At 42.1% G+C, this 26,003-nt stretch carries 12 protein-coding genes; 3 read left to right on the forward strand and 9 right to left on the reverse strand.

Annotation, left to right across the window (positions count from 1 at the left end; all coding sequences use genetic code 11):
• The 5 genes from SJ2017_RS19495 to SJ2017_RS19515 form a co-directional block, all read right to left on the reverse strand.
• A complete protein-coding gene (locus SJ2017_RS19495; protein WP_080917041.1) occupies positions 1-582 on the reverse strand; it encodes an AHH domain-containing protein in 582 nt (193 codons plus the stop codon).
• Entirely contained in the window at positions 555-9,575 is a 9,021-nt protein-coding gene (locus SJ2017_RS19500; RefSeq protein ID WP_080917043.1) for an RHS repeat-associated core domain-containing protein, read from the reverse strand. The genes SJ2017_RS19495 and SJ2017_RS19500 overlap by 28 nt, the downstream gene beginning before the upstream one ends.
• A gap of 250 nt (positions 9,576-9,825) precedes the next feature.
• The gene (locus tag SJ2017_RS19505) at positions 9,826-10,356 is read right to left on the reverse strand and encodes a hypothetical protein (RefSeq protein WP_420820593.1); all 531 of its coding nucleotides are present in this window, start codon (positions 10,354-10,356) and stop codon (positions 9,826-9,828) included.
• 197 nt (positions 10,357-10,553) lie between these two features.
• Entirely contained in the window at positions 10,554-12,893 is a 2,340-nt protein-coding gene (locus tag SJ2017_RS19510) for a YgiQ family radical SAM protein (protein WP_080917048.1), read from the reverse strand.
• Positions 12,894-13,108: 215 nt separating this feature from the next.
• Entirely contained in the window at positions 13,109-13,504 is a 396-nt protein-coding gene (locus SJ2017_RS19515; RefSeq protein ID WP_080917050.1) for an MAPEG family protein, read from the reverse strand.
• A gap of 207 nt (positions 13,505-13,711) precedes the next feature.
• On the opposite strand from SJ2017_RS19515, the gene SJ2017_RS19520 reads away from it, so the two are divergent.
• The 3 genes from SJ2017_RS19520 to SJ2017_RS19530 all read left to right on the forward strand — a co-directional run bounded on the left by SJ2017_RS19520 (position 13,712) and on the right by SJ2017_RS19530 (position 17,973).
• A complete protein-coding gene (locus tag SJ2017_RS19520) occupies positions 13,712-14,935 on the forward strand; it encodes a threonine/serine exporter family protein (protein WP_055025525.1) in 1,224 nt (407 codons plus the stop codon).
• Between the two features lie 333 nt (positions 14,936-15,268).
• Positions 15,269-16,021: a putative porin gene (locus tag SJ2017_RS19525; protein WP_080917052.1), complete on the forward strand. Its 753-nt coding sequence runs from the start codon at positions 15,269-15,271 to the stop codon at positions 16,019-16,021.
• A 323-nt stretch (positions 16,022-16,344) separates the two neighbouring features.
• Positions 16,345-17,973, forward strand: a complete 1,629-nt coding sequence (locus SJ2017_RS19530) for a ShlB/FhaC/HecB family hemolysin secretion/activation protein (protein WP_080917055.1) — start codon at positions 16,345-16,347, stop codon at positions 17,971-17,973.
• 78 nt (positions 17,974-18,051) lie between these two features.
• Here the strand turns inward: SJ2017_RS19530 and SJ2017_RS19535 are convergent, their stop codons facing one another.
• From SJ2017_RS19535 to SJ2017_RS19550, 4 genes are all read right to left on the reverse strand, one after another.
• Positions 18,052-18,468 (reverse strand): DUF6491 family protein, encoded by a 417-nt coding sequence (locus SJ2017_RS19535; protein WP_065110367.1) that lies wholly within the window; start codon positions 18,466-18,468, stop codon positions 18,052-18,054.
• A gap of 82 nt (positions 18,469-18,550) precedes the next feature.
• Positions 18,551-19,288: a substrate-binding periplasmic protein gene (locus SJ2017_RS19540; RefSeq protein ID WP_080917057.1), complete on the reverse strand. Its 738-nt coding sequence runs from the start codon at positions 19,286-19,288 to the stop codon at positions 18,551-18,553.
• A 144-nt stretch (positions 19,289-19,432) separates the two neighbouring features.
• Positions 19,433-21,406: a methyl-accepting chemotaxis protein gene (locus SJ2017_RS19545; RefSeq protein WP_080917058.1), complete on the reverse strand. Its 1,974-nt coding sequence runs from the start codon at positions 21,404-21,406 to the stop codon at positions 19,433-19,435.
• A gap of 216 nt (positions 21,407-21,622) precedes the next feature.
• A complete protein-coding gene (locus SJ2017_RS19550; protein ID WP_080917060.1) occupies positions 21,623-25,456 on the reverse strand; it encodes a S8 family serine peptidase in 3,834 nt (1,277 codons plus the stop codon).
• Positions 25,457-26,003 lie beyond the last annotated feature (547 nt).

The raw sequence follows: 26,003 nt of genomic DNA on the forward strand, positions 1-26,003 counted from the left end.
TTATTTCCAACCGCTTTTTCTTAACAGTTCCGGGTTATTAAGTACGGGTTGCTTAATGTACTTATCGAAACCTGATAAAAATGTATCTACATTGCCCCTTGCTTCTTTATGGGAGCGCCTCATGCCGTCTAGTACAAATTGATGATATGCGTTGGGGTGTCGACCTAGGTGTGGTAATGATTGTTTATTCCACATATCATCAAGTTTGAGACCATACTTATCTGCAATCTTTTCCATTGCAGGAGTAAAGGTTTTGCTTTTATTGGTCGCAAAGTGATGAAGTTGCATAGGTAAACTTCGAAGAGTTTTTGTTGCTGTGGCAGCGGCATTACCCGGAAGTATTGCCGTTGCGTACTGCTCCATTCCCGCTTGCTCTTTATAAGCTTCTATGTCTGCACTGTCTATTGGGTCTGCATTCAAGGCTGGGATGGAGCTAATGTCTCCATAAACTATCCCAATGGTTAAGCCATTAACAAGTGACTTCAGGTAGCCTTTGGTCGGGCTACCAATAATAGGTTCAATAGTACCTGTAATCTCAATTGAATAGTTTTGACTTACATTGGTACCACTATCTCCCCCCATTGTTGCGCAATACTCTCCTGCCCACCTATATTACTCACTTTTGCATCAGATTTCGCAGTTTTTTGAGATTTTTTCGCACCAGAGTTTGCTTTCTTTTTACCCATTTCAATTCTGGCACCAAAAGCTGCACCATGCGCACCTGTATCAACACCTTTAATTCTAGAACCGGTCATGGTTTCACTTGCATACCCCGTCGGATCCGTCCCACTTAGCGGATTATTCATAATATACGAATACGGATTCACACTCTGGGTTGATGTCGGTGATTGAATAAACGGGTCCACCGACATAAAGCGACCCATGTTGTAATCGTACACCCGACCGTTCATATGAATTAGCTGCTGTTCATTCAAATGTTCGTGGTCGGTAAAGCCGCGGCGATTACCATTGGCCTCAATCAGATCGCCTAAGCTGCCGGCCACACTCGCCGTGGCAGTTCGGCCAAACGGGTCAAAGTAGCGCTGCGAGATAATATTACCTTGGTGATCGACCATGGTTGTTGCACTACCCAGTCTATCACGCAAGGTGTACAGCAACTGATGACTGCGCTCTGGGGTGTAACTCAATAACGCAATATCACCAATGTAAGCGCGCCAACTACCATCGTTATCAGCTTCAAATAGCTTATCGACATAATGGGTTTTAGTAGTCGTGCCGCTGACGGTACGGGTTTGTAGCGCACGCATATTATCGCTGCCATACACAAAACCAGTGCTGGTGTTGTTCGGCCCACGCCCTACCACAGTTAATGGTTTATCCAGCGCATTGTAGGTCATGGTAAGCCCATCACCACTGATTAAATTACCGCGGCTATCGTAGCTAAATTGCACTCGCGAGCCATTTAACTTAGTAATAGCACATACCGCATTCGGCCCAGCATTACTGCCTGAAGCACAGCTGCTATTGTATTCATAAGCGTTAGCCGTATTGCGACTGTAATCTGTCTTTTTAAGCAAGTTACCCACTGTATCGTAGCCATAATTTACAGTAGCAGCAAACGGAGTTGTATTATCATAAATGGCAAAACCTGCGTTACTATAAGTATATTTTTCGAGACGATTTAGCTCATCGTATTCATAACTTTTAGTTAAGCCTGTAGCACCGTTTCGTTCCTCCATTAAATTCATGAAACTATCATATTGATCATAGTAATGGCTGTGTAACAAGCCCAATGAGCTTGAAACTTCAGTACTTGCCATAGTGCCTTCACTGTTATAATCACTCGTTTGTTCTAACAACGAATTGGCCATTTGGCTTCCAGTAATATGTCCTGCGGCGTCCATTTGAGTAATGTCTCGATATACATACTGTGAAGCAGCATTACGAGTTTGTGCAAGGTACCCTGCATCGTTATATCGATATTCTAGAGTTAAACCATTGGGGTAAGTAAGTCCTTTAGGACGACCATAAAATCCGTCATATTGATGGCTTATGATGCGGGTAACATTATCCCCGCCTACACTGCTCGCTACCTTAACTGAGCTACTGGCTAATTGTAGTACATTGGTGTAGGTATAATTTCGGGTTATTCCATTTTGGGTTTCACTGGTAAGCATACCTTGTTTAAGGGTATCCCATGTGTAACTTGCGCTGCCATCGGCATTACTGCCCGTAATGTTTTTTGCAGTGATACGGCCTAAGGTATCGTGCGAGAATGTTTGCATAACCTCATTGGCATCTGTTTGCTTATCTAGTTCACCTAAAGTGTTATAACCAAAAATGGTGGTACCTTGGTTGGGATCAACAACCTGCGTTTTATGGCCAAAGCCGTTATAACTGGCAACAATTTGACTACCATTAGCATCTTCAATGATAAGCGGTCTGCCTGCACCGTCATAAGTAAACCGGTTACTGCCGCTAGCCGCATCGACAGTCTCATAAAGCTGACCCTGCATGCCGTAAGTGCGCGACATGGTGCGCCCCTCAACGGTGATATCAGTAGTTAAGCCATAATAAGTATACGTTGATACTAAGCCGCCTGATTGACCGTTAGGTAAGCTGCGAGTACTTGGTCTATCAAAGGCATCAAAACCACTGAACACCGTATAATCGGCTTGACTCCCATCATAATAAGGCAAGGATTCATGGGTGAGGCGGCCAAGGCTGTCATAGCGTTTATCCACATATTGATAACTGCTACCATCAAATGCTTGGGTGGCGCTGCGCAACTGACGTCCTAAACTATCAGAGTACACCTCTTGAGTCGGTATCCCCGCTGAAATCATACGCATTAGTAGTTTGGCATGACTTGGGGCGTGACTGCCTTTTTGCGCTAACAAATAACGCAGGTATTGGGTCGGTTTACCCGTTTGTTCAACCTGCACGGGGCGACCAATAGCATCATACTGCGTTTCGGTAATCATGTTGTTTGGCGCAGTAACTTTCGTCGGCACGCCTAACCCCATATCATACTTAGTTGTAGTCGCATGACCCTTTGCGTTAGTCACGGTATAGGGCAAGTAGCCATCGCTCGAAGATGAGCTACCGTCTTTAGTATAAGTAAAGCCAGTTGTTCGCGCGGCCATGGCGCCACAATCACTTGTACTACCGTTAATGGTTACCGAAGTTGGCAAGCCGTAGTCATTCAGCACCGTGGTCTCTTCCCGATCACAGGTGCTGCCGCTGGCAGTATGGATAACCTTAATAGGCTTATGGTGCAATGGATGCCATTCATCAACCGTCATGGTTTGTGACTGCTCAGCATCTGCCCCACTATAAGGGTCACTTGCCCAGTCACGTGAAGTCACTCTATTCTTGGTGGTTTTATCTGCAAACTTACCTAAGAACCAACTATCAATATCAGGTGTGTAATTGGTTTCGACAATCGTTCGATAGCTGTTTGCACCGCCATCGATATAGTCGGTCACGGTTTGGGTGCGCTTTTTAATATTACCGTTTTCAGTAACATCTGTCGCATCCACTGTTTGCAAGGTGCTAGAGCGCTGCTCACTACTACCACTAAGTCCATAATGCTCAATGAGTGACTGAGTATTCACGTTGTGATACACGCCGTTAATACTGTGCTGTGGATTATCAGCCCAAATATTAGTGGTTTGAGCAACGGTCGTGCCACCTACTTTCACCGTTTGCGACTCTAGCAGGCTGACTTCAGGAAACTTTTGCTTAAAGACAGATTGCACAGTTTTATTTCTTGCTATATCTTTTTCAATAATCTCTCTAAAGCCGGTAAAACCACGGCCTTGCAGGTTATACATAGCGCCTTTGTAGCCGTATTCAGTTTTATTGCTGCCGCCGATACCGTTGCTTTGTTCGAAGGACTGTACCACATACATACTAGAACCAAAGTGGATGTAACCATCACCGACATATTCGTGGTCGGTCTGGTACATCTTGGTTTGACCTGCGCTGGCTTCGCCTGTTGAGAGCGGACGATAACGCCACGAGCTTTGATTGCCTATGCCATCGGTAACGGATGCTAAGAAATCTGTAGGCTGATAGCTTGAATCTTGTATCGTTTCTTCAACTGCGCCTCTATTTCTTGAAATATAAGCACCATATTTCGTACCAAACCTAGAGTCTATATCTTCATACCAAAAGGCTGCATTTGGCTTTTGGTAAACAAATAACGAATCAAGTAGTCCATCACCAAAAGCATCTATAAAATTAGTTTGTTGAACTCCGCCAAAAAACTGAGTGCTTTTTCTCGTTGCATTAACATCGTTTAGCTCTGTAACATCAAAAAATATCGCATCGTACTGGTAAATCGATCTGTCAGCTTTATTGGCTTGAATAAGTGATGTCGTATTATCAGGACCTTCTATTGAGCCATATATACTCGCCCCACAAATTGTTCGTAATTTTTGTGTTGGATAACCGTCGTAGATTTCTGTACAAGCTTTAACAACTCGCTCACCAGGCACTAAAAGTTCATTTATCCCATCACCATCTACATCACCAATTCGTAATGCATCATAATACCTTGGATAGGAAATTGTTCTATTGTCTGGCTCTCCATTTGTACTTTTATTCACATCAATATCGTAACTTCTGGTATTGAAAAAAGCCCCTAAGTTAATGACATCTAAGAATTCACCGCGACCATTATTAATATGTGCACCAAGATATCCAGTATCCCAACTCAAAAAATCTTGTCTTCCGTCACCATTTATATCAATCAAATAATGGAAAATTGATTTCTCAAACTTATCTTCATTTATTGGTCTACTCAATCCTAAACGAACAGATTCATTGATTGCTTTCTCTTCAAAAATAATTGACGTTGGAGTACTTTTATTTAATAAAAAGTGAGAGGGTTCACCATTGGGATGACTATGTTTATTTCTTCTATTATCATAAAAAGTCGATTTAGATACGAGAATATCACTCAACCCATTGCCATCTATATCTCCAACAAATGTGGAATAAAAGTCATTTGTTCTATCAAATTGATATAAATTTTGATGTACATGATTAAATGGTTGATTCGGTTCTCCAGTATGAAGATATACAACAGGACTTTCCCAGCCTTTATTATTAAACCTCAGTATAGCTAGATCTACCCAACCGTCCCCATTAAAGTCTTGTGCGGCTAAAATCCTTTCCGATTTTACCCCAACGCTCCCCATCTCCTCTAATTGGATATTAGTATTGACAAGGCCTCTATTATCTTTTGATAAATTAATATATAAATAATCATTTTTTATCTTATAAAGATCTGTAATACCATCATTATCTGCATCGAAAGATATACATGTATACTGTGCAATATCATTTTTATACTTACATGTATTATCAAAACTCAAATTATTTTGATTAACAATCTCTGTCTCGGCATTAGTATTAAAACCTTTCCAATCGAGAACACCGTCACCATTTGTATCACCAATTGGCTCAAACTCATTTAACTCCATCACATTTTCAAACTGTATTTCCTCGCCAAACGTAATAGCTGTTGGCTCTGAGATATACTGATGGTCTTGCCAATTGATGTTATTTGCAGGCAAACACTGTGTTAAACCATCTTTCTTAGCACAATGAATTACCGTATTTAATAATGAACGATTGCTACTTTGACTAGATTTGTAAGCGAGATCATATTGCGAAATCCAGTCATTTGAGTTTTGATAAACTTCTATTGAACTAAGTCGATTTAAAGCACTAATTTTACCGCCACCTAAATAGCTAATTCGGATGTCACCACGCTCCTCATAATTAAACTTTATGCTCCGTGAACCTAATTGCGATTCTGTTCCAGTGTAGTAAATTCTTTCAAGTAAATGCTCCCCATTAGAAGAGTCAGAATACTGATAATCTATTGTATTCAGCCCCTCAGACCAAGATTCTTTAGATAATTTCCAGTTCAATGTTGTACTCAACCCTTGGGGGACAGAGCGACTATTAGCAGTACCACCATAAGTTGCTACAGAACCATCTGGGCGATGTACACTAAAACTGGTTGATGCTGAATTTATCTCTCCTGATTGCACTACTTTAACGAAGGTGTCCATCTCTGTGCGATATTCTGCTCCACTGGTACCATAGTCGTCAGAAGTTATAAGTCGCTGACCATTCAAGCAAAGCCTATCAGTTTCTGAATTAAAGGTAACCGCTCGCGTTAACCCATCTTGCGCATAGGTTGCACCACAACGACTAATAGCAGAGCCAGCGTTAAGTGACCAACCAACACCAGCAATACCATTGCCAGTTTGGGAGTTATAGCTCAGTGATACTTTAGGCTGTATACCATTTCGACCTGGTGGTAAATCAATAGGGATTTGATAACTGGCTTGACCACCAGAAACGCCTGATTTTCCTTTCAACACGGCAGCTGTTAAATCGATAATTTCAGATGGCGCGCGATCACTCCCACCGGCATCAGCTACTGTAGCAGCCTCTGTAGTTCTCCATGCAGGAGGAAGTATGACTGTTATATTCGCCGAAACTCTCCAACCACTACAACCAGATTCATTACAAGCATTAACTTTATACTTATATTCGCCATCAGCTTCTACCTGCTGCTCAAAACTATTCGTTGATTGTGTTGCTATATTTAACCATGCGCCATTATTAATACTTTGCTGTAAGTTATAACTAGTTGCAGAAGTTACATCGCTCCACTGAATACCAATATTCCGATTTGTCACTATAGTTGTAGGTACTGAAATAGTGATTGGAGTAACCGGAGGCAACAACACTGACATCACCGAAGACGTTTTATATAACCCACTCACCGAACCGTATTTGGCTTTGACTCGGTACTGATATTGATTCGAACCTAGACCTGATACTCCCTTACTAAGACCGCTGCCTGTGTAGATACTCGTCCAACTGCCGCCACCAATTTTTTGCTCTAATTGATAACTTGTGGCACCTGAAACCGCAGCCCAACTGACAGAATATGCGCCATCAACATCATTTGCTGGCACTGAAATCGAGCTAGGTGTTTTGACGACATAAGTTGCTGCTGAGGTACGATAACTACCACTCACTGAACCATATTTGGCTTTGACTCGGTACTGATATTGATTCGAACCTAGACCTGATACTCCCTTACTAAGACCGCTGCCTGTGTAGATACTCGTCCAACTGCCGCCACCAATTTTTTGCTCTAATTGATAACTTGTGGCACCTGAAACCGCTGCCCAACTGACAGTATATGCGCCATCAACATCATTTGCTGGCACTGAAATCGAGCTAGGTGTTTTGACGACATAAGTTGCTGCTGAGGTGCGATAACTACCACTAACTGAACCATATTTGGCTTTGACTCGGTACTGATATTGATTCGAACCTAGACCTGATACTCCCTTACTAAGACCGCTGCCTGTGTAGATACTTGTCCAACTACCGCTGCCAATTTTTTGCTCTAATTGATAACTTGTGGCACCTGAAACCGCTGCCCAACTAACGGTATATGCGCCATCAACATCATTTGCTGGCACTGAAATCGAGCTAGGTGTTTTGACGACATAAGTTGCTGCTGAGGTACGATAACCACCACTCAATGAACCATATTTGGCTTTAACTCGGTACTGATACTGATTTGTTCCAAGACCTGAAACGGCTTTACTAAGGCTGGTGCCACTGTAGATACTCGTCCAACTGCCGCTGCCAACTTTTTGCTCTAGTTGATAACTTGTGGCACCTGAAACCGCTGCCCAACTGACAGTATATGCGCCATCAACATCATTTGCTGGCACTGAAATCGAGCTAGGTGTTTTGACGACATAAGTTGCTGAAGATGTTTTATACCCACTACAGCCTGATGAATTACAGGCTTTTACACGATAATTGTACTTGCCAGTAGTTCTAGCTGTTCGGTTATATGAAGTTGTAGTTGATGGAATAGAAGAACTTACAGTAGTCCAGCTCCCCCCACTCTTTAACTCTTGCAATGTATATTTAGTGGTCGTGCTGGAAGCATTCCATCCAATTAATATGCTGCCATTAAAGCTAGTTGAAGATGGTACCGTCACTTGTGAGGGGGCTGCTGGAGGTAAGAAAACAGTTACGTTTCCTGACGTTTTGTAACCACCACAACTACCAGCATTACAACCTCTCACTCGGTACTTATAATTACCATTTCCCCTACCAGTACGAGTATAACTAGTCGCGGTAATTGAGTTACTGACCGTTGCCCAGCTACTGTTATTTTTACTTTCTTGCAAAGTGTACTGTGATGCCTCAGCAACGGCAGTCCAATTAATCACAATGGAACCATTCTTTACTGTTGTAGTAGGAACATTGATGTTAGTTGGGGTACTCGGAGTATGCATAACCGTGACATTTCTTGTATCACTCCATGCACTACAGCCAGAGCTATTACAAGCTCTAACTCTATAACCATTGGTACCTGATTCCCTGCCAGAAATGCGATAAGTCAAACCTGAGTGATTTGTGCCAATACTCCTCCAACTTTGATTACCAAGCTTCTCTTGTAAATTAAAAAATGTCGCTGTAGAAGGCCGCTTCCAACTGACGTCATAAGTACCAGTCGTAATGATATTAGTAGGAACAATGACAGGTGTTGTCTGTGGAGGAAATAAGACTGTAACTGAACTCGATTCCTTCCCAGAACTGCAAATACCTGACTTACAAGCACGAATTAAGTACTTATAAGTACCATTTGTTCGACCTGAAACACTAAATGATAATGCGGTGGTGCTAGACTTGATTAATGACCATGAGCCATTGTTCTTTTTTTCATATAAGTTATACGTTGTTCCAGATACAGATGACCAACTGATGGAGTAAGCTCCATTATTGTCAGATGGAGGAACAGTTATGCTAGTGGGATTAGAAGGGGGCAGGATTACGGTCACAGTTGAAGAAGTTCTCCAACCACTACAAATAGCACTTGAGCAAGCCTTCACTCTATACTTATAGCTTCCTGAATTGGATGGCGTTACCCCGACAGCAATATTATTACCACTATATATATTTACCCAGCCACCATTATTGAATTGCTGCTGCACCTCATATTTAAGGGCTCCAGTGACCTTGCTCAATTTAATTAAAAATTCACCATTAACTGTACCTGTTGGAACAGTTATACTAGCTGGAGTTGGAAATGATAAAGGTGCACCAAGCTGAAGAGGAGAGCTATATTGACTGCATGCGCCCAACAAACAAGCTCGAATTCTGTAATAATATACAGGGCCACTTCTTCCAGAGAGGTATGTTGTACGTGCAATATTACCGGTACCTACACAACCGCCACCTATAAAAGTACTGCTTGATGTTAGGTTTGATGCATTTGATGAACTTGCACTGAAAGCTACGCCATCGGATTTACCTGTACCATTAAAAACTTTTACCCAAGTTGAGTTATTTATAGATTCTTCTATCTCAAAATTAAAAGAACTACAATTATCTGCAGCATTCCAATTTAAACTAATCCCTGAAGATAACTTCGTACCACTAAGCAGAGGCGTAGCTGGCGCCTCCCAGCCTCCAGGTGCAGCAATCACCCCAAACGAAATAAAGTAGAATACAGTAACTAACAGCTTCATCATCCATGATGTATTTTTCATAACAGTTTAACACTTGATATTAAATAAAATTTTGCAACAATATACATTCATTTAACATACTGTCAACAATTAGTTGTAGATATAGGTAATACTTAAAAAGAAAACTTATCAAAATTATTAAGATAACTTTAACTATTGATTTACTGATAATTTATGTACATTAAGCAATGTAAAAAACATAAAAAAACCTTTTCTCATATTATGAAAAAAGGTTTTAACTCTCATCTCTAAACTTGAACCTAATTAGCTCTTATTCGTGTCCCCAAGGCGTTGGCGGTAATGCCACAGGCTTGGTTAAATCAAAGTCGACTCTAAAGTCGCGGTTTTCACGCGTTAAACGATAGGTGAATGTGGTTGGCTCAATATACATGTGCCACACGTTAGTTACTGACGCCGTTAAACCGTTTTCATTAAAGTTATCAATCGACTCTTGGTCAACTGGGAATGACTGCTGAGTCGCACTGCCCATATCAGCAGTATCGCCGCCATACATAGTGACTTTATCTTCAGTACCATCTTCATGACGATGATCATGCTTGAGACGCAAGCCTGTTTCAGTTTTGGTAATCACCCAAGTACGTGAATGGTCATCACCTACATGGAAAGGAATTTTAAGTTCAGTATCGCTGCACTCACGTACGTGCATGATTAACGCTTTATTACTAAAAGCAGAGTCAGCTTCATTACCAGCTGTCACTTCACCGGCAAACGCTTTACCGCAGTATGCGGCGATTGCATCAAAATATTGATGTTGTGGGTTGTCTTTAGGGGCATGTGCCATTGCAATAGCAGGCGCCATGCTGCTGATTACACCAGCGATCAATATTTTTTTCATTATTATTCCTTTTAGTATCGATCTCATTATTTTTATTCACACTAACAGTGATTGTTTAATTAAACCTGAAAAAAAACCGTCTATAAAGACGGTTTTAATGTAACAAGGTTAAGTCATAGAGCTAACAATAGCCATGCCTTATATTATTTCGCTCTCGCAGGGCGTTTTCCTTGTTTTTGGCCTGCACCACCAGTGCCTTTAGCGCTAAACGGCTTTTTCTTTTGTGACCAGCCAGTTTTGCCTTTGCCTGCATTGTTACCCTTATCCGATGACTTCCCGCTCCCACTGGTGCCGCCTTCTGCCTTAGCTTTATTCGCAGGTGTGGGTTTCTTGCCTGATGACTTTCTATCATCAAACTGATTACCAGAAAAACGGGTGAATGCTTTTTTACTGCCGTCACTCTTACTGCCACGGTTTTTAGCACCAAAGCCTTGGCGCTCATTACGCGCTTCTGGCGGAACAATATGTTGGACGCCGTGGCCAATCAAATGCTCTTTACCCATAGCAACAAGTGCTTCACGAATAAGAGGCCAGCCAGCGGGATCATGATAACGTAGCAATGCTTTATGTAAGCGACGTTGACGACCTTTTTTCGGTACGGTCACTTCTTCACTGCTGTGTTTCACATTTTTAAGTGAGTTAAGCTCAGTGTGATAAATGGTAGTCGCATTAGCCATTGGCGATGGATAAAAATTCTGAACTTGGTCTAGCTTAAACTTTTCTGATTTAAGCCATAACGCCAGGTTCAGCATGTCCTCATCTGTAGTCCCTGGATGCGCAGAAATAAAGTACGGGATCAAGTACTGCTTCTTACCCGCTTCTTTAGAGTAAAAATCAAATAACTCTTTAAACTTATGATAACTGCCCATACCCGGCTTCATCATCTTACTGAGTGGGCCATCTTCGGTATGCTCTGGGGCAATTTTTAAATAGCCACCAACATGGTGTTTAGCCAGCTCTTTAACATAGCGTGGATCTTCAGTGGCTAAGTCATAACGTACACCAGAGGCAATCAGTACCTTTTTAATTCCTGGGACGTCACGTGCTGCTCGGTATAAATCAATGGTGTGTTTATGATCTGTCCCTAAATGGCCACAGATACTTGGATAAACACAGGATAAACGACGACACGTTGTTTCCGCTTTTACGCTGGTGCAGCCAAGACGATACATGTTCGCCGTTGGCCCACCAAGATCTGAAATCACCCCAGTAAACCCAGGTACTTTTTCTTGAATATCTTTGATTTCTTTGATGATTGATTCTTGTGAACGACTTTGAATAATGCGCCCTTCGTGTTCTGTAATCGAACAGAACGAACAACCACCAAAACACCCTCGCATAATGTTAATCGAGGTTTTAATCATGTCATATGCAGGAATTTTCGCCTTGCCGTAACTTGGGTGCGGCACTCGTTGATACGGCAAATCAAATACTGCGTCCATTTCGTCAGTATTCAATGGCCAAGCTGGCGGATTGACCCAAACAGAGCGATTTCCTTGGGCTTGAAATAACGCACGCGCACAGCCTGGGTTTTGCTCTTGATGCAAAATACGTGATGCATGAGCGTATAAATATTTATCATCAGCGACTTTTTCATAGGCTGGCAATAGTACGTAAGTTTTTTCCCATGGCTTGGGTCTTGGCGGCTGGACACTGATAGCTTTTGGCGCATCATTATCAAAAATTTTCTTATCAGTTGGCCCTGACAGTTTTTCACAGCCAACATCATCTGCACCATATGGGTTTGGGATCGGGTCAATCTTATGCAATTGATCCAATTTACGTGAGTCCATGCCTTTCCAGCCCGGCAATGGTTCATGACGAATAACTGCGGTACCACGAATATCGTGCAAGTCAGCCATTTTCTCACCGTTAGCAATACGGTGAGCGACTTCCACCAGCGGACGCTCGGCATTACCATAAATTAGGATATCGGCTTTGGCATCAAAAATAACACTACGGCGTACTTTGTCTGACCAATAATCATAATGGGCGATACGGCGTAAGCTTGCCTCAATACCCCCAATAACGACGGGCACTTCTTTAAAGGCTTCTTTACAGCGCTGGGTGTAAACAGTAACCGCGCGATCGGGGCGTTTGCCGCCTTCATCATTAGGCGTATAAGCATCATCACTACGAATACGACGATCTGCGGTGTAGCGGTTAATCATCGAATCCATGTTGCCCGCAGTAACACCAAAGAATAAATTCGGGCGACCTAGCTTCATGAAGTCATTTTTATTCGACCAATCTGGCTGGCAAATAATCCCCACTCGAAACCCTTGCGCTTCGAGCATTCGGCCAATAACAGCCATACCAAAACTTGGATGATCGACATAAGCATCGCCACTGACAATAATAATATCGCAGCTATCCCAACCAAGCTGATCCATCTCTTTACGAGACATAGGAAGAAACGGTGCCGTGCCATAGCATTCGGCCCAGTATCTTGGGTAATTAAATAGCGTGGATTCAACTTGCATGAGATTTGCCTACATTAAACATCATCGATCTGGTGAGTTGCACTTAACCAAGTTTAGTTCAACTCACCCAACTTTTTTCTGGAGGCGGAGTATAGCAGTTACATCACACTAAGTGTGACTAAAAAAGCAGCATAAATAAGGTTTTTAAGCTATTTATAGGTTTCTATAACCTTATTAAAAACAATGACTTTTGTCTTTAAGGCTAAAACTGATTGTTATAAACCAATAAAAAATCCAATATTTACAATCGCTAAGCCAACCATCACAACCCAAGTTAACAATACGCCCCAAACGCGGCCAAAGTGAACACCGCCTTTAGCAGCAGTTAACCCTATGGCATGTAATAATCTCGCCACAATCCACACGGTACCAAAACAATGCGATATTGCTGCAGGTAACCCATTAAACTCAGCCAGCATGAATAAAATCAGTGCAAGAGGAGCATTTTCTAGCAAGTTTTCATGGACACGCTTTGCCAACGCTAAATCAGCATTACCACCAGTGCCAATACCGACTTTATTGACCCTTCGCTGCTTAATCACTCTGATGGACAAACCTATTGCAAGTAGCACGGTTAAGCTGGCGTAGAACCCTGAAATCATCAATGACATGTGTGATATTTCCTTTTTATTATTTTTACGGCATTTAGCCAAATAGTGACTACAATTGAGTATTCATTCTATACACATTGAAACAAAATGGAATTATCAACTTTTTAACAATTTTTTGCTGCTTTTTAGGTATTCAGCCAACCTCATTTCGGTTACTATTCGCGCCATTGACCTACTACCCATGTTAACTAGAGTGACGCACGCCTAATGAACGATGACAACTTCATTGAAAAACGCAGATTTATCATAAAATTAGGCAAAGCCCTGCATAAATTCGGTACGCCCGCTTACCGTCTTGAATCCCACTTACAAACGGTGTCTTCGACCTTAGGAATTGAGGGATACTTTTTAATATCACCCACCTCAATGACCTTTGTCTTGCAGCACGATACCGAACAAGAATATAACCATGTTGCCAGGGTTAAACCCGGTGACTTGGATTTAGGCTCTTTGGCGCGCACCTTTGATTTGGTTGAAGAGCTTAGTACAGGGCAACGTACCCTGAGTGAAGCACTCGAGCGTTTAGAAGAAATTGCCAATAAACCTAACCCTTACGGCCATGGGCTAACGTTATTGTCCTTTGGGGTGAGTGCTGGCGCGTTTGCGATGCTAATGGATACCAGCTGGAACGATGTTTTTTGGTCTGGCATGCTGGGCTTACTAGTTTACGGATTAGTATTTTGGGCAGAAAAATCTAAACGTGTCGCTGAAATGCTTGAACCGTTAGCGGCTGTAGTCTGTGCGATTTTAACCTGTGGTATTGCAGCGGTGGTTGATCCCAGCATCAATATACCCGTGGTCATCTTGTCAGGGATCATTATTTTTATCCCTGGTTTAGCGCTCACACTTGGTTTAGCTGAGCTTGCCGCTCGAGATTTAATATCAGGCACAGCAAGGATCATGGATGCGATCATGCTGCTTTTTAAATTGTATTTTGGTGCTGTACTTGGCATGACTTTGGGTAAAGTGATGTTTGGCGAATCTGTGTATATTGAACCCGATTTACTCCCTCGCTATGCCTCATGGGCAGCCGTTCCATTACTGTCTATGGCGCTGGTTATCATCTTTAAAGCACGTATCAAAGACTCACCTTGGGGAATTTGCGCAGGTATTGTGGCGTATTTCTCGGCTATGTTAGGCGGTCTTTACCTAGGGGAGTCGATTGGTATATTTGTTGGCGCACTGGCTGTTGGCATTTATTCAAACCTTTATGCTCGTTGGATGAAAGCACCCGTATCAATTGCACTGCTTCAAGGTATTGTTATTTTGGTTCCAGGTAGTAAAACTTATATTGGTTTAAATGCAATGATCTCAGGTGAGACCATGCTAAACCAGGCTCATTTAGGCACACAGGTATTTTTAATTTTTATGTCACTTATTGCAGGTTTAATTTTTGCAAACGTGATTGTGCCTCCTAAACGTAGCCTTTAATCTCAGCGTTAAGGTCAAAGCATGTCATCCCTATTAATATAGGAGCACACGGTTTGACCTTCCCTTACCTCAAAGTATGTCTTAATCAGTCAAATACATTACTTATTACGTAATAACATCATGATAAATAATTAATTTTATGTTATTTCGTATTTTTTATTTTCTTTTTATTCTGATTTGTATTACCTTCTGCGCCGCTAGGAAAGCATGCGGCACCGACTATGATGTTAGGCCGTAATTCAGGTTCAATGGATGAATCAACCGACCTTGATATCTCCATGTCCTTATTTGCTTGAATCACCTAGCGATAATAATCAAATAAAGGAATGATTGATGAAAAACGTTACCGCTTTAGCACTACTATCTGGTCTATTCGCACTTCCTGCAATCGCAGCACAAGATGCTCCGTTTCAACACGAAGCAGGTCTTGAATATTCAGCTAATACTGAAGAATTCGGCGATGGTATTTGGGATCTAAACTACCGCTACTACATCAAGCCAGTATCACAAGATAATGGCCCATATGCATTGAATGGTTTTTTAGCGCAAACCACTAATATTGGTGCTGGTTACTCAATGTTTGATGATGCAGATACTGACACTGTTCGTATTGATGGAACTTATGTATTTGACTCAAAATGGTTTGTTGGTGCTGAATACAATCGCTTTGAAATCGGCGATTTCAGTGGCAACCTTTACCAATTCGAAGCGGGTTACTACTTCAATGACAGCTCGAAAGTCGCGGCATTCTATGTCGATGGCAGTGATGATTTTGAGTCATTCTACGGTGCTGAAATTCGCAGCTTTCTAGCCTTTGAAACCACAACAGGCATCGATTTAGGCGCTATGTGGACTCACACTGACAATGACGACATCTTCAATTTGAATGCTGACTGGTATGTGACTAAAGCTTGGTCTGTTGGGCTTGGATATGTTGACGACGGTTCAGATAATGATTTTGCAGCTAAGACAGCGTACTGGTTGCGTATGTCTGACGCTTTCTCTGCAACTTTTGAAGTATCTAAAGTACTTGATTCTGATGTAGATGGCTTTGGCGCAAGTATCGGTATTGTCGGTCGCTTCTAAACCTTGCTTACTATCTCCCCTGATATCAAAAAGGAGCCATGATGAGGCTCCTTTTTTTATTGACTCTCTCAGTCAAACCAATAATTTTTGTAAATAATCTGCGAAATTTCAAATACCCGCCATACTTAATCTTAGCCACTAAACCTTTGCACTAAAAATGATCGTGCAATAATTAATTGCTATTAGGTCAATAACTTAATTAGCTAATTCAATTATACATAGCACTCAAGACTTCTCATTTGTGGCCATTAAAATAAGTATAGGTAACCATAATAAAAACAACGAACGCATCAATAAAGCTTACCCATTGCGCTTGGAGCTTTATGTTAGTCATCATGATGTCTCCCGTGCTTGTATTAGCCTCACAAGCACCGCTAACTGTACCCAATCAAAGCGATAAAGACCGTGAGACAGCAAATCAAAATAACACCATTACTGTTGATAACATTATCGTGCAGAGTAATGCTATTTTTGACGAAAGTGACCCTGATGCCTTTTTTATCCATCATTGGGCGAATTGGCTACACATTAATACCACTGAACCCACTATTCTCGACAAGCTCACTTTTAAAGAGGGTGAACAAGTCACTCAAAAAACGTTTGCTGAAGCACAACGGTTATTACGTGCTGAACCTTACTTACGTGATGCAAAAATATATGTTGCCCAGAAAGCGCCCGATGCGGACTCCGATGAGCAAACCGTGGTGGTTGAAACCTGGGATAACTGGTCGCTACTCCCCACATTTAGTCTAAGTTCAAGTGGCGGTGAAACCAAATATTCAGTCGGGATTAAAGAAGATAACTTAATGGGACTTGGGATTAAAACTCGCCTTAAGTATCAATCTAATGCTGATAGAACGGGTTATAAATTTGGCGTTACCGCCCCACTCAAAATTATTCAACATGCCACTGTATCTGCCAATATTTATGACAACAGTGATGGCCAAGCAACCCACTTGTACTTTACTAAGCCTTTTTACTCATTGGACACAAAGGATCAGTATTTTGCAGAGTACTTAACAGATCAACGTATTGATACTTTGAGACAAAATGGTGAAGACGTTAATGAATTCGAACATAACGTTGATTATGCCGCCTTGTCTTTTGGTTGGTTATTAAATAAAACAGACGCAGATCTTTCAAGAGTAACACTCGGTATTACCCAGGATAAACATCAATTTGCAGCCAGTGACACGTTCCCCGATGGTCCTTTACCTCAAAATAGAGATTTTATTTACCCTTGGATAGGTTATGAATACCTGCAAGATGACTATCAGGTTTTTACCAATATTCACTTGATCAACAATAATGAGGATTTTAATTTAGGCTGGCGCCATTATGCTCGAGTTGGTTTTGAAACCAATGATGTTAGTGAGGGGAATAATATCGGCTACCATTTTAATGTTAGCTCTAGCCGAGGTTATCAACTAGAAAAAGACTTACTGTTACTCAATTTCAGTGGCCAAGCTAGCATCAATACCAGCCAAAAAGACTTTTATAATGTTAGCGCTCAAGCTGAGTACTTTTATAAAATTCATCCTAAATGGACTGCCTACGCTAAAACTCGGCTGGCAACCTCGAAAAACAATTACCTTGATAAACCTTTTGCTTTAGGTGATGACACTGGAGTTAGGGGGTATCCCAATGATTACCAATATGGTGATAATCAATGGTTACTCACAGGTGAAGTTAGGTATTATCCCAACATCAACCTTTACCAATTAGCTGAATTAGGTTGGGCAACCTTTGTTGATATAGGCCAAGCCTTTGGCGGACCTGATGAAAACAACGAGGTCAGCTCCCCTATAGGCAGTGTCGGCATTGGTGCGCGAGTTTTCTCCTCAAAATCAAGCTATGGTAGCGTAGGTCATATTGATTTAGCCGTGCCTTTTACCAGTGGGGAAAAAGTCGATGACTGGGAATGGCGTTTTCAAGTAAAAAACCGTTTTTAATAAGATCTTCACTATTTAACCTCAGCGACTCAACTTGAGTAAACCAGTTCCCTTGTTGAACATTAACAGCTGAAAGGCTTATTTGATGTTTTCAAATCCAGCAATCTTGTCACGAATTTGCTGTTCTTGTTCCTTGCTATCGATTTGATAAATTTTCTTAATTTGACTTTTAAATTGCGGAGCGTCGCCAGTTGATACGGTATCAAACCCAACTGTCACCTTACCCATGCGAGATGTAATAACCAAGGCCTTTGCAAACGTTAAATTCGTATTTACCCCACTTAACACAATGAGATAAGTTTGTTTTGGTCGACTATCAACAAACACTGTGCGATTGTCCATAGTTCGCCAACCGTCCATCCTAAAGTTATCAATACTGGTGACTTCAGTCAGCTCATCAAATTGATAAAGTGCAGCTTTTTGTTTGCTTGCCTCTGACGCACTGCATCCCAATAACATTAACGATACCAACGCAATTATCATTTTATTCAACATAAGCTATCACCCCGTAATATGTTCAGTTAGTTCACGTTTTTAACGGTATAACGTCAGCATAACCAATGAATGAGTGAAAAAGCTAATGAATTTTTGATATCACGGATTGTTCAGCGACTACCTGCCATTGCTCCATTAATCCAGCGTTAATGCTTTCGTTAATGGCGCTATCCAATATAGGAGCCAAATGGGCATATTCGCTGTTCAGATACACATATAAGGGGTAAGTTTGTAGCTCTACAGGCAATATCATCACATTGTCGATATTCATCTTATTCAATGTACTTGCACCATCTAAACGACTGGTCACCGCCACATCAATACGACCTTTAACTAAAAGCTGCATGAGTTGCTCAGTAGACGCCACTTTTAATAACTTATCTGGGTTTACGTCAATTTGTTCGGTATGTTTAACACCACGGATCACTCCCACATTGACATCGACGATATCTTTTAGCGAGTATATATTGAGGCGATTATCACTGCGAACCAGTAATGCCGTTTTTAAGTGGTAATAAGGAGTGGGAACACGAATGAGATCGGGATTATCAATGCCATATTCCCATATGCGCATGATTTCACCGGCACTTTTAGCTTCGCACACATTAAGCTCAGCTCGGCTTGCAGGCAACATTTCAATTTCACAATTTAATTGGTACTTTTTGCAAAATCCATCAAATAATCTGGCCCCGACTTCCTGCTCTGCTAGCCCTTGGATACCAACAAAAGAATAGGGTTTTGCCATCGCACCAGCGACAGGTATTAGCCAAATGAACATACAAAGAAACTGAAATAAGAAAACATTAAGAAACACTTTCATGGCAATAAGTCCTTTTGCCGCGACCGATATACACCGGGATATGATTGTTGCTTTACCTGTACCTATGCCAATTTAACGAGCACTTTCATAGAGGTAGTTGTAGCCAGCCACAACCACATCACCTGAGTTATATCGATAACTCCATTAGTGAGTTTCTATTATAGTAAATTTATCACTCGCAGCTTTTAAATTGGTACTTAAGTGCGACAGTCCTTGAGACTGTTCAGAGACTTCATTAGCAATCATACCCACTTGTTGGCCAACTTCATCTATTTGCGCCAAGCCTTCTGTTAATTCCGACGTTGCTAACGCCTGCTCCTTACTTGCCTGAGCGATAAAATCTTGCTGCTCTGCTGAATAACTCATGTGAGCCACAATATCGTTGAATGCGAGGCCAGTTTGCTCTGCAACGAGATTACCTTCATCCATTTTAGTTAACGACACTTGCACTAATTTCACCGTTTTATCAGCCGCTTCAGCGCTGCGACTTGCTAAGTTTCTTACTTCATCTGCCACCACAGAAAACCCTCGGCCAAACTCTCCTGCCCGTGCCGCTTCAATGGCTGCATTAAGTGCAATTAAGTTAGTTTGTTCAGCAATCTGGGTAATTTCTCGCATGATAGTGGCAATTTGTTCACCTGAAACATGAATATCTTGTAAAGCGACCCTCAAGGCTTGCATTCGATCATTACCAGCTTTAGCAGCTAAATAAGCGGATTGACCTTTTTGGTTCATTTCTTCTGTTGCGTTAGCTGTTAAATGGATCTGGCTGTCTATTTCTTGCAACGCTGCACTGATCGAGCCTACTGACGTTAGCTGCTCAGTGGCACTTTGTGCCAGACTGTTGCTGTGATGATTCAGATCTTCTGTCGCACTGATAATTTGCTGGGTATTTTGCTTTACCGATACCGTCAACAAGGTGAGGTTATGCACCATTTCAACCAACGCATGCCCTAACAGATCTCGCTCACCGGCTACCGACGGCTGACAAGTTAAGTCACCAGATGCGATAATTTCAGCCGCAGCAACTTGGCGCTTTTGCATCTCAATTAATTGCTTCATTGACTGGCTCATATGGCCTAGCTCATCAGTGCGTTGTAATAGTGCTTGCCACTTTTTGGCATCAAGGTGGGTCAGATTGCTATCTCCTACCGATAAATCATCGACTGCGGTGACCATTGTCCCTAACCCTTTGGTTATTGCATTCACTAACCCTAAAATAAGCCCTGTGATCAATAATGATGAAACTAAGGCCACAATGCTGCTCAGCAGTATTAATTGAGACTGGCTTGCGGCCATAACTTTTTTATCGGTAGCACTGACAATGATCCACCCCGTACTGGCTTGTTGCCTGATTGAGCCAAGATACGCGACCCCATTCTCTTCAAAATCAACGATGCCACCTTGTTGTTTGCACAATGCTTGGTGTGACGCAAACGCTCGCTGGCTGTCTATTAATGGGTGAGCAATAAGCTCACATTGCGCTGATAAAATAAACGCATAGCTATGCTCATCATGTTGGCTAATATCAACAAAGTCATGGTAAAAATTATCCAGTGGGATACTGGCAAATAACACCCCTTCACCTTGAACCCGTTTCGCAAAAGTGACCAATAACTTACCGTCTACTCGGCTTTTTCTCGGGTTAGAGATAACAATATCTGCTTGGTTAAATGCAGCGTTAACATAAGGAAGCTGCTGATAGCTTTGGCCAATACGCTGCTGATTACTTGCTGCGATGGCGACACCTTGTTTATTGAGTAAAGCGAGGTTTCTAAATTGAAATTCAGAAGCTAAGGCCGCAAAGTGCTTAGAGAGTTGCTCAGCAACCTCCGAGACGTTATTGCCTGTCGAGATGCGATTGTCTATGTAAGCATTATTAGCTTGTAACGTTTCACGTATATATGGGCTGCGAATGAGTGCGCTAATAATACCTTGGTTATGCTGATACCAACTATCAATGTTCTTTTGCAGCAATGCACTATTACCACTTACTGTATTTTCAGCTGTTTGTTTCATGGTGGCCAAACTAAAGTAAATAGTCAGTGTTGCCAATAGCATAAAACCACACACAACCGCTGGCACAATAATGAGATTAAACTTATGTTTTAGCTTCATATTATTTTTCTTATTTATTCAGAACACGTTAAAACCAATAAGACATACAATATGATAAAAACCAGCTAAAAAAGATGATTAAGCTCAATTAATCCAGACTTAATCTGACAGTTCTTATAGATAAAATCACATAAAGCGTACACAAATAAAAAGCCGCTTCACCATTGAAGCGGCTTAAATATAAAGTTTAGAATTTAGATTAAAGTTGCGCTGAGATTAACTTCTGCGTCTAAGGCCTAACAAGCCCAGCACAAAAAACCATAACCCCATTGCACCACCGCTTGAATCAGACTTAGGTTCAGGCTCTGGTGCTATCACTTCAGCAGTCACAGCAATGGTTGCTGTTGCAGCTACCGCTGTTTTAACACCATTACTGACCGTTAGCTCAATCACGGCACTGGCATCAGCATCAACCGCTGGTAGCGTTACATCGGTATCCATGACCATTGCATCTGCGAAGGTCACCACAGGGCCTGACACTTGGCTCCAAGCATAAGTTAACTCATCATCACTATTAGGCGCGGTACTATCACTTGCTGATAAGCTCACTGTCGTGCCTTCATCAGCTGTCAGCGAAATGGATTGTTCACCATTGATTTTGGCAACAGGTACACCACTTAACATTACAGGCGCTAGCATTTCAGTATGACTCACTTCATTAAGAGTATGCGAGACACTGAATACCAAGTCTTGGCTCATCACCAATGCTTGTGTATCAAGTTCCACGACAATCTCTTGTCCAGCTTCATTGGCCGCTTGCACCACTTCCCAAGAAACCATTTCACCATCAACATTCCCTTGATGACTGTCGCTTTCGATAACCAAACCGACTGGCAACTGCGCAGTGACTAATAAGGTGCGTTCCTCATCAGTGTCATTGTCTGCAAGCGCAATAGATAATGTGATCATATCGCCAGTATCTGCTGATTCGACATCCAGCTGACTTTGGGCATAGGTTGCTTTTCGGTATAACTCAATTGGCATTAATCCCACGTTATCTGCAGCATCTACACCGGTACCAATTTCAAGTACAGTCGTATAAAGCGTGTCAGATTTAAGTGTTTTATCCCAGTTAAGGACTAACCCAATATCCTCATCGGCTGCCACAGCAGATTTAAAGTCAACAGTTACACTTTCATCATCTTTGCCAATGACAGCGAGTTCAATCACCACATCATCTTCGACATCTGACGGCGCAGACGTATCACCATAGTTGTGCACTGTGACATAGTAAGAACCTGGATCTGGGTCATTGATTTCACATGACTCATAAGCCGTTTCTGTTGCGCTCATACACGTTAAAGGATCCATTTCCCGTGCATTATCAGGCTTACCGTTATAGTTACTATCACGGCCAATATATAAGTCTAAATCCGGTGAACTGGTATGTTTAACACGTGCAATAAGACGCTTAGTGTTCGGCGTAATGTTCACTAATTGCGAATAATACTTACTGCTATCGTTATACACATTCGTTGGCCAGTTCGATGTATCGCTGTCGTCTCGAGGTATGGTTGTTTCAATCACTTCAACTTCAGCTAACTCAAAGACCCCAACCTGAATATCACTTGAGCCGACGGTCTTAATGCCAGAAATCGCAGCACTACCTTTATTCTGCCCTGTGGTTAACTGCGCTATTTCAGGCATACTGCCAGCAACAAAGCTCCCCACTACCGGCATATTGGCGGGAGTTAGCGCTGTATTTTCTGGCGTTAATACTAAGTATCCCATGCCATATTCTGACGCATAGCCTTCACCAATGGCTGCAGTGATATCTAAGCTAATACTTTCGCCAGCAGCAAGGGTAAAACTTGAAGGGGTTGCAGAGATAGACAAACCAGGGGTTTGAGATAACTCGCCCACAGTCCATGTTGACGATGCTGTTGCTGTGAATGTTCTTGTCCACGAACACGCCATCATACAGTTACTCATTAATGCTGAAGGTAGGTTCAATGACTCGGGTGTGCCGTCTAAACTAGGATCTGCTAACGTATAGTCTTCATGCGATACATCCATCACCAAGCCAGCGTTTAATGCATCTGCGACACGTGCGCTGCCAGCTCCACCTGTAAATAAACTGGATGGCGTCACACCGTCTTCCATCCATGTGTTTGTTTCAGCACTGAGCATTAAAGCAGATTGAGCTTGAGCCGGTGTCCACTCCGGTTTTAAAGCAGCAATTAAGGTATACACACCTGCAATATGCGGACTCGCCATAGAAGTACCGCTCATAAAGGTCGTCGGAGATTCTGTTTTATCTCCAGTATCTCGCCACGGTTGGTACTCTGTATTCGCCCCGTAAATTTCAACGCCAGGAGCAGAAATATGCGGTGTAAGCCAACGGTTCATTATTGACTCAGGGCCTCGTGAGGTAAATTCCGCTGCAATATCTGCTTTAGCAGGATCGCTTTCAAGTACTGACGCATTAAAACTCACAGTATGATCAGAACCAGACGATAGCCAATCCGTCAGTAGTGCACCTTGATCAGCATCTAAATGTACTGCGGGTAAGACGTGTAAATCAGCATCGACTGTCTCAGCGCCACCCTCTAAGTTAATCAAGACTAAACCAGCAGCGCCACCAGCACGAACATTAGTCCCCTTAGCTACCCTTGCTATATCTCCTCGCTCGCATACAACAATTTTTCCGGTTACTGTGTCAGCGTCAAAAGGCTCAAGACAGCCTGCCATGCCTAAATCTTCAGCACTAATGATTTCGCCAGAGATACCGCTTGTTGCGCCTTTACCTGTTAATGGCTCAAGATCGTAATCTCCGCCTGTAAAGGTGACTTCCTTGTCTGTGAAGCTACGATCATGTGTATAAGCGGCGACGGTGGTAAGCCAAGGCGCATTACCCGGTGAACCAACGGTCTCAGCGCCTGGGCCGTCATTACCTGCTGCGACCGCAACATGGATACCCGCTTCTCGCGCAGCAAGAAATGCTAATGCATCTGTGTCATTCCATGGGTCACTTGCTCCACCACCGACTGAATAGTTGATAACTTGAACGCCATGTTCAATTGCGTGCTCAACCGCTAATGCAGTGACATCAGGCCAACATCCTGCATCGGCGGCGCACACTTGATAAGACACAATATTGGCATGAGGGGCAACACCACTAATTTGACCAAAGCTAAATTCAGCTTCTTCGCCAACCGCGTTATAAACCGTCACATCTTTAACGATGTTACCTGCTGTGGTTGAAGCCACATGAGAGCCATGACCATTATGGTCAATACCAATTCGGTCGTCCCCTTCTGGGGTATAGTCGTCTAAAAGAGCTTCATGCGCCCAAATACCAATCAATTTGTCATTACAATAATGCGCTAAATCAGAATCACTACAATGACCTAAGTAGGTACCTTCTCCGAGTGGGTTTGTGTGGTCATAACCATCACCACCAATATCAGCAAAAGAAGCACTTGTATGGTTAATCCCAGTATCCATGATTGCGACGATGACGCCTTCACCCATACTAGAAACGCCTGTTGCTGAGCCATCCCAAGCACTTGGCGCTTGGATATGCTTTGGCCCAGAGTCAGTATTCAAATGACGTAGTTCGACTTTTTGAACGCTTTTTACACCCGCAACAGAAGCCAGCATTTGCGCTTCTTTTTCTGATAACTCAGTACTGAAACCGTTTAAGGCAATTTGATAATCGTCATGCACAGCCAATTGGCGGTTCAATGTTGATTTCGCCAGAGACAATGTTTTACTACGCTGGGTATTAAGGTATTGAATATATTGCTGACTCACTGCACTGTTAACATTCAGCACGCCTGTTTTAGCTCGGGAATTTGATGGGTTAGCTAAAATGCTTGTGGCCTTAAGATCCCCTTTATCACCGTGATAAGTCGCTAGGGGCTGGTCATCTAATAACACTATATAAAGGTTATCAATTTGACGTGGATTCTTGGTCGTTGGTTGGTATCCTCGCTGACCACTATCGGTATCAAGACCTCGGGTATCAATCACTTTCGCTTGCAAGTTAGGGCTAAATGCCAGCGTTAGCGCTGCTACAATTAAGCTTTTCTTATATATCGATGTCACAATATCTTCCTCGTTCTAATTATTATCTATCGCGTCTTTATCTGTTTTCGTTAGCCATTGCTTGGCAATAAATCATGCTGTTAACGACAACATTTCGCAGCAATAACGATGTCTGTAACCTTGATACTCGAAGATAATAATCTGAGGCAAATATACAGCGACTATTCCATTTCATTTAAGCTTCACTTTTATTTCAATTCCTTTTTAATCATAAACTTACAAAAACAAACTGTATCTAAATGTATCCAATTTTAGCGATATATTCTCTTTTAACTCCATAACAGGGCTTCATGACATTTTTATGGTGCACTCACCAAATTCAACAATAAAAAACAGATGCTATCTTATTGTTTATTAAGTAAATGAAAAATTATTGAAAGATAAAAGAAACAAAATCAACGCCCATTTGCTTGAGCTTTGTGGTGGTTTCAATGAAAACCTATGTACGAGTATTGAGCAGAGGACTTCTGACTCAATGAGCCTAAGAGTGCGGCAACTCTATTTGAAATAAAAAGAAATGAAGTTAAGCAAAAATATAAAACAATAA

It is taken from the genome of Shewanella japonica (assembly GCF_002075795.1).
Classification (GTDB): Bacteria; Pseudomonadota; Gammaproteobacteria; order Enterobacterales; family Shewanellaceae; genus Shewanella; species Shewanella japonica.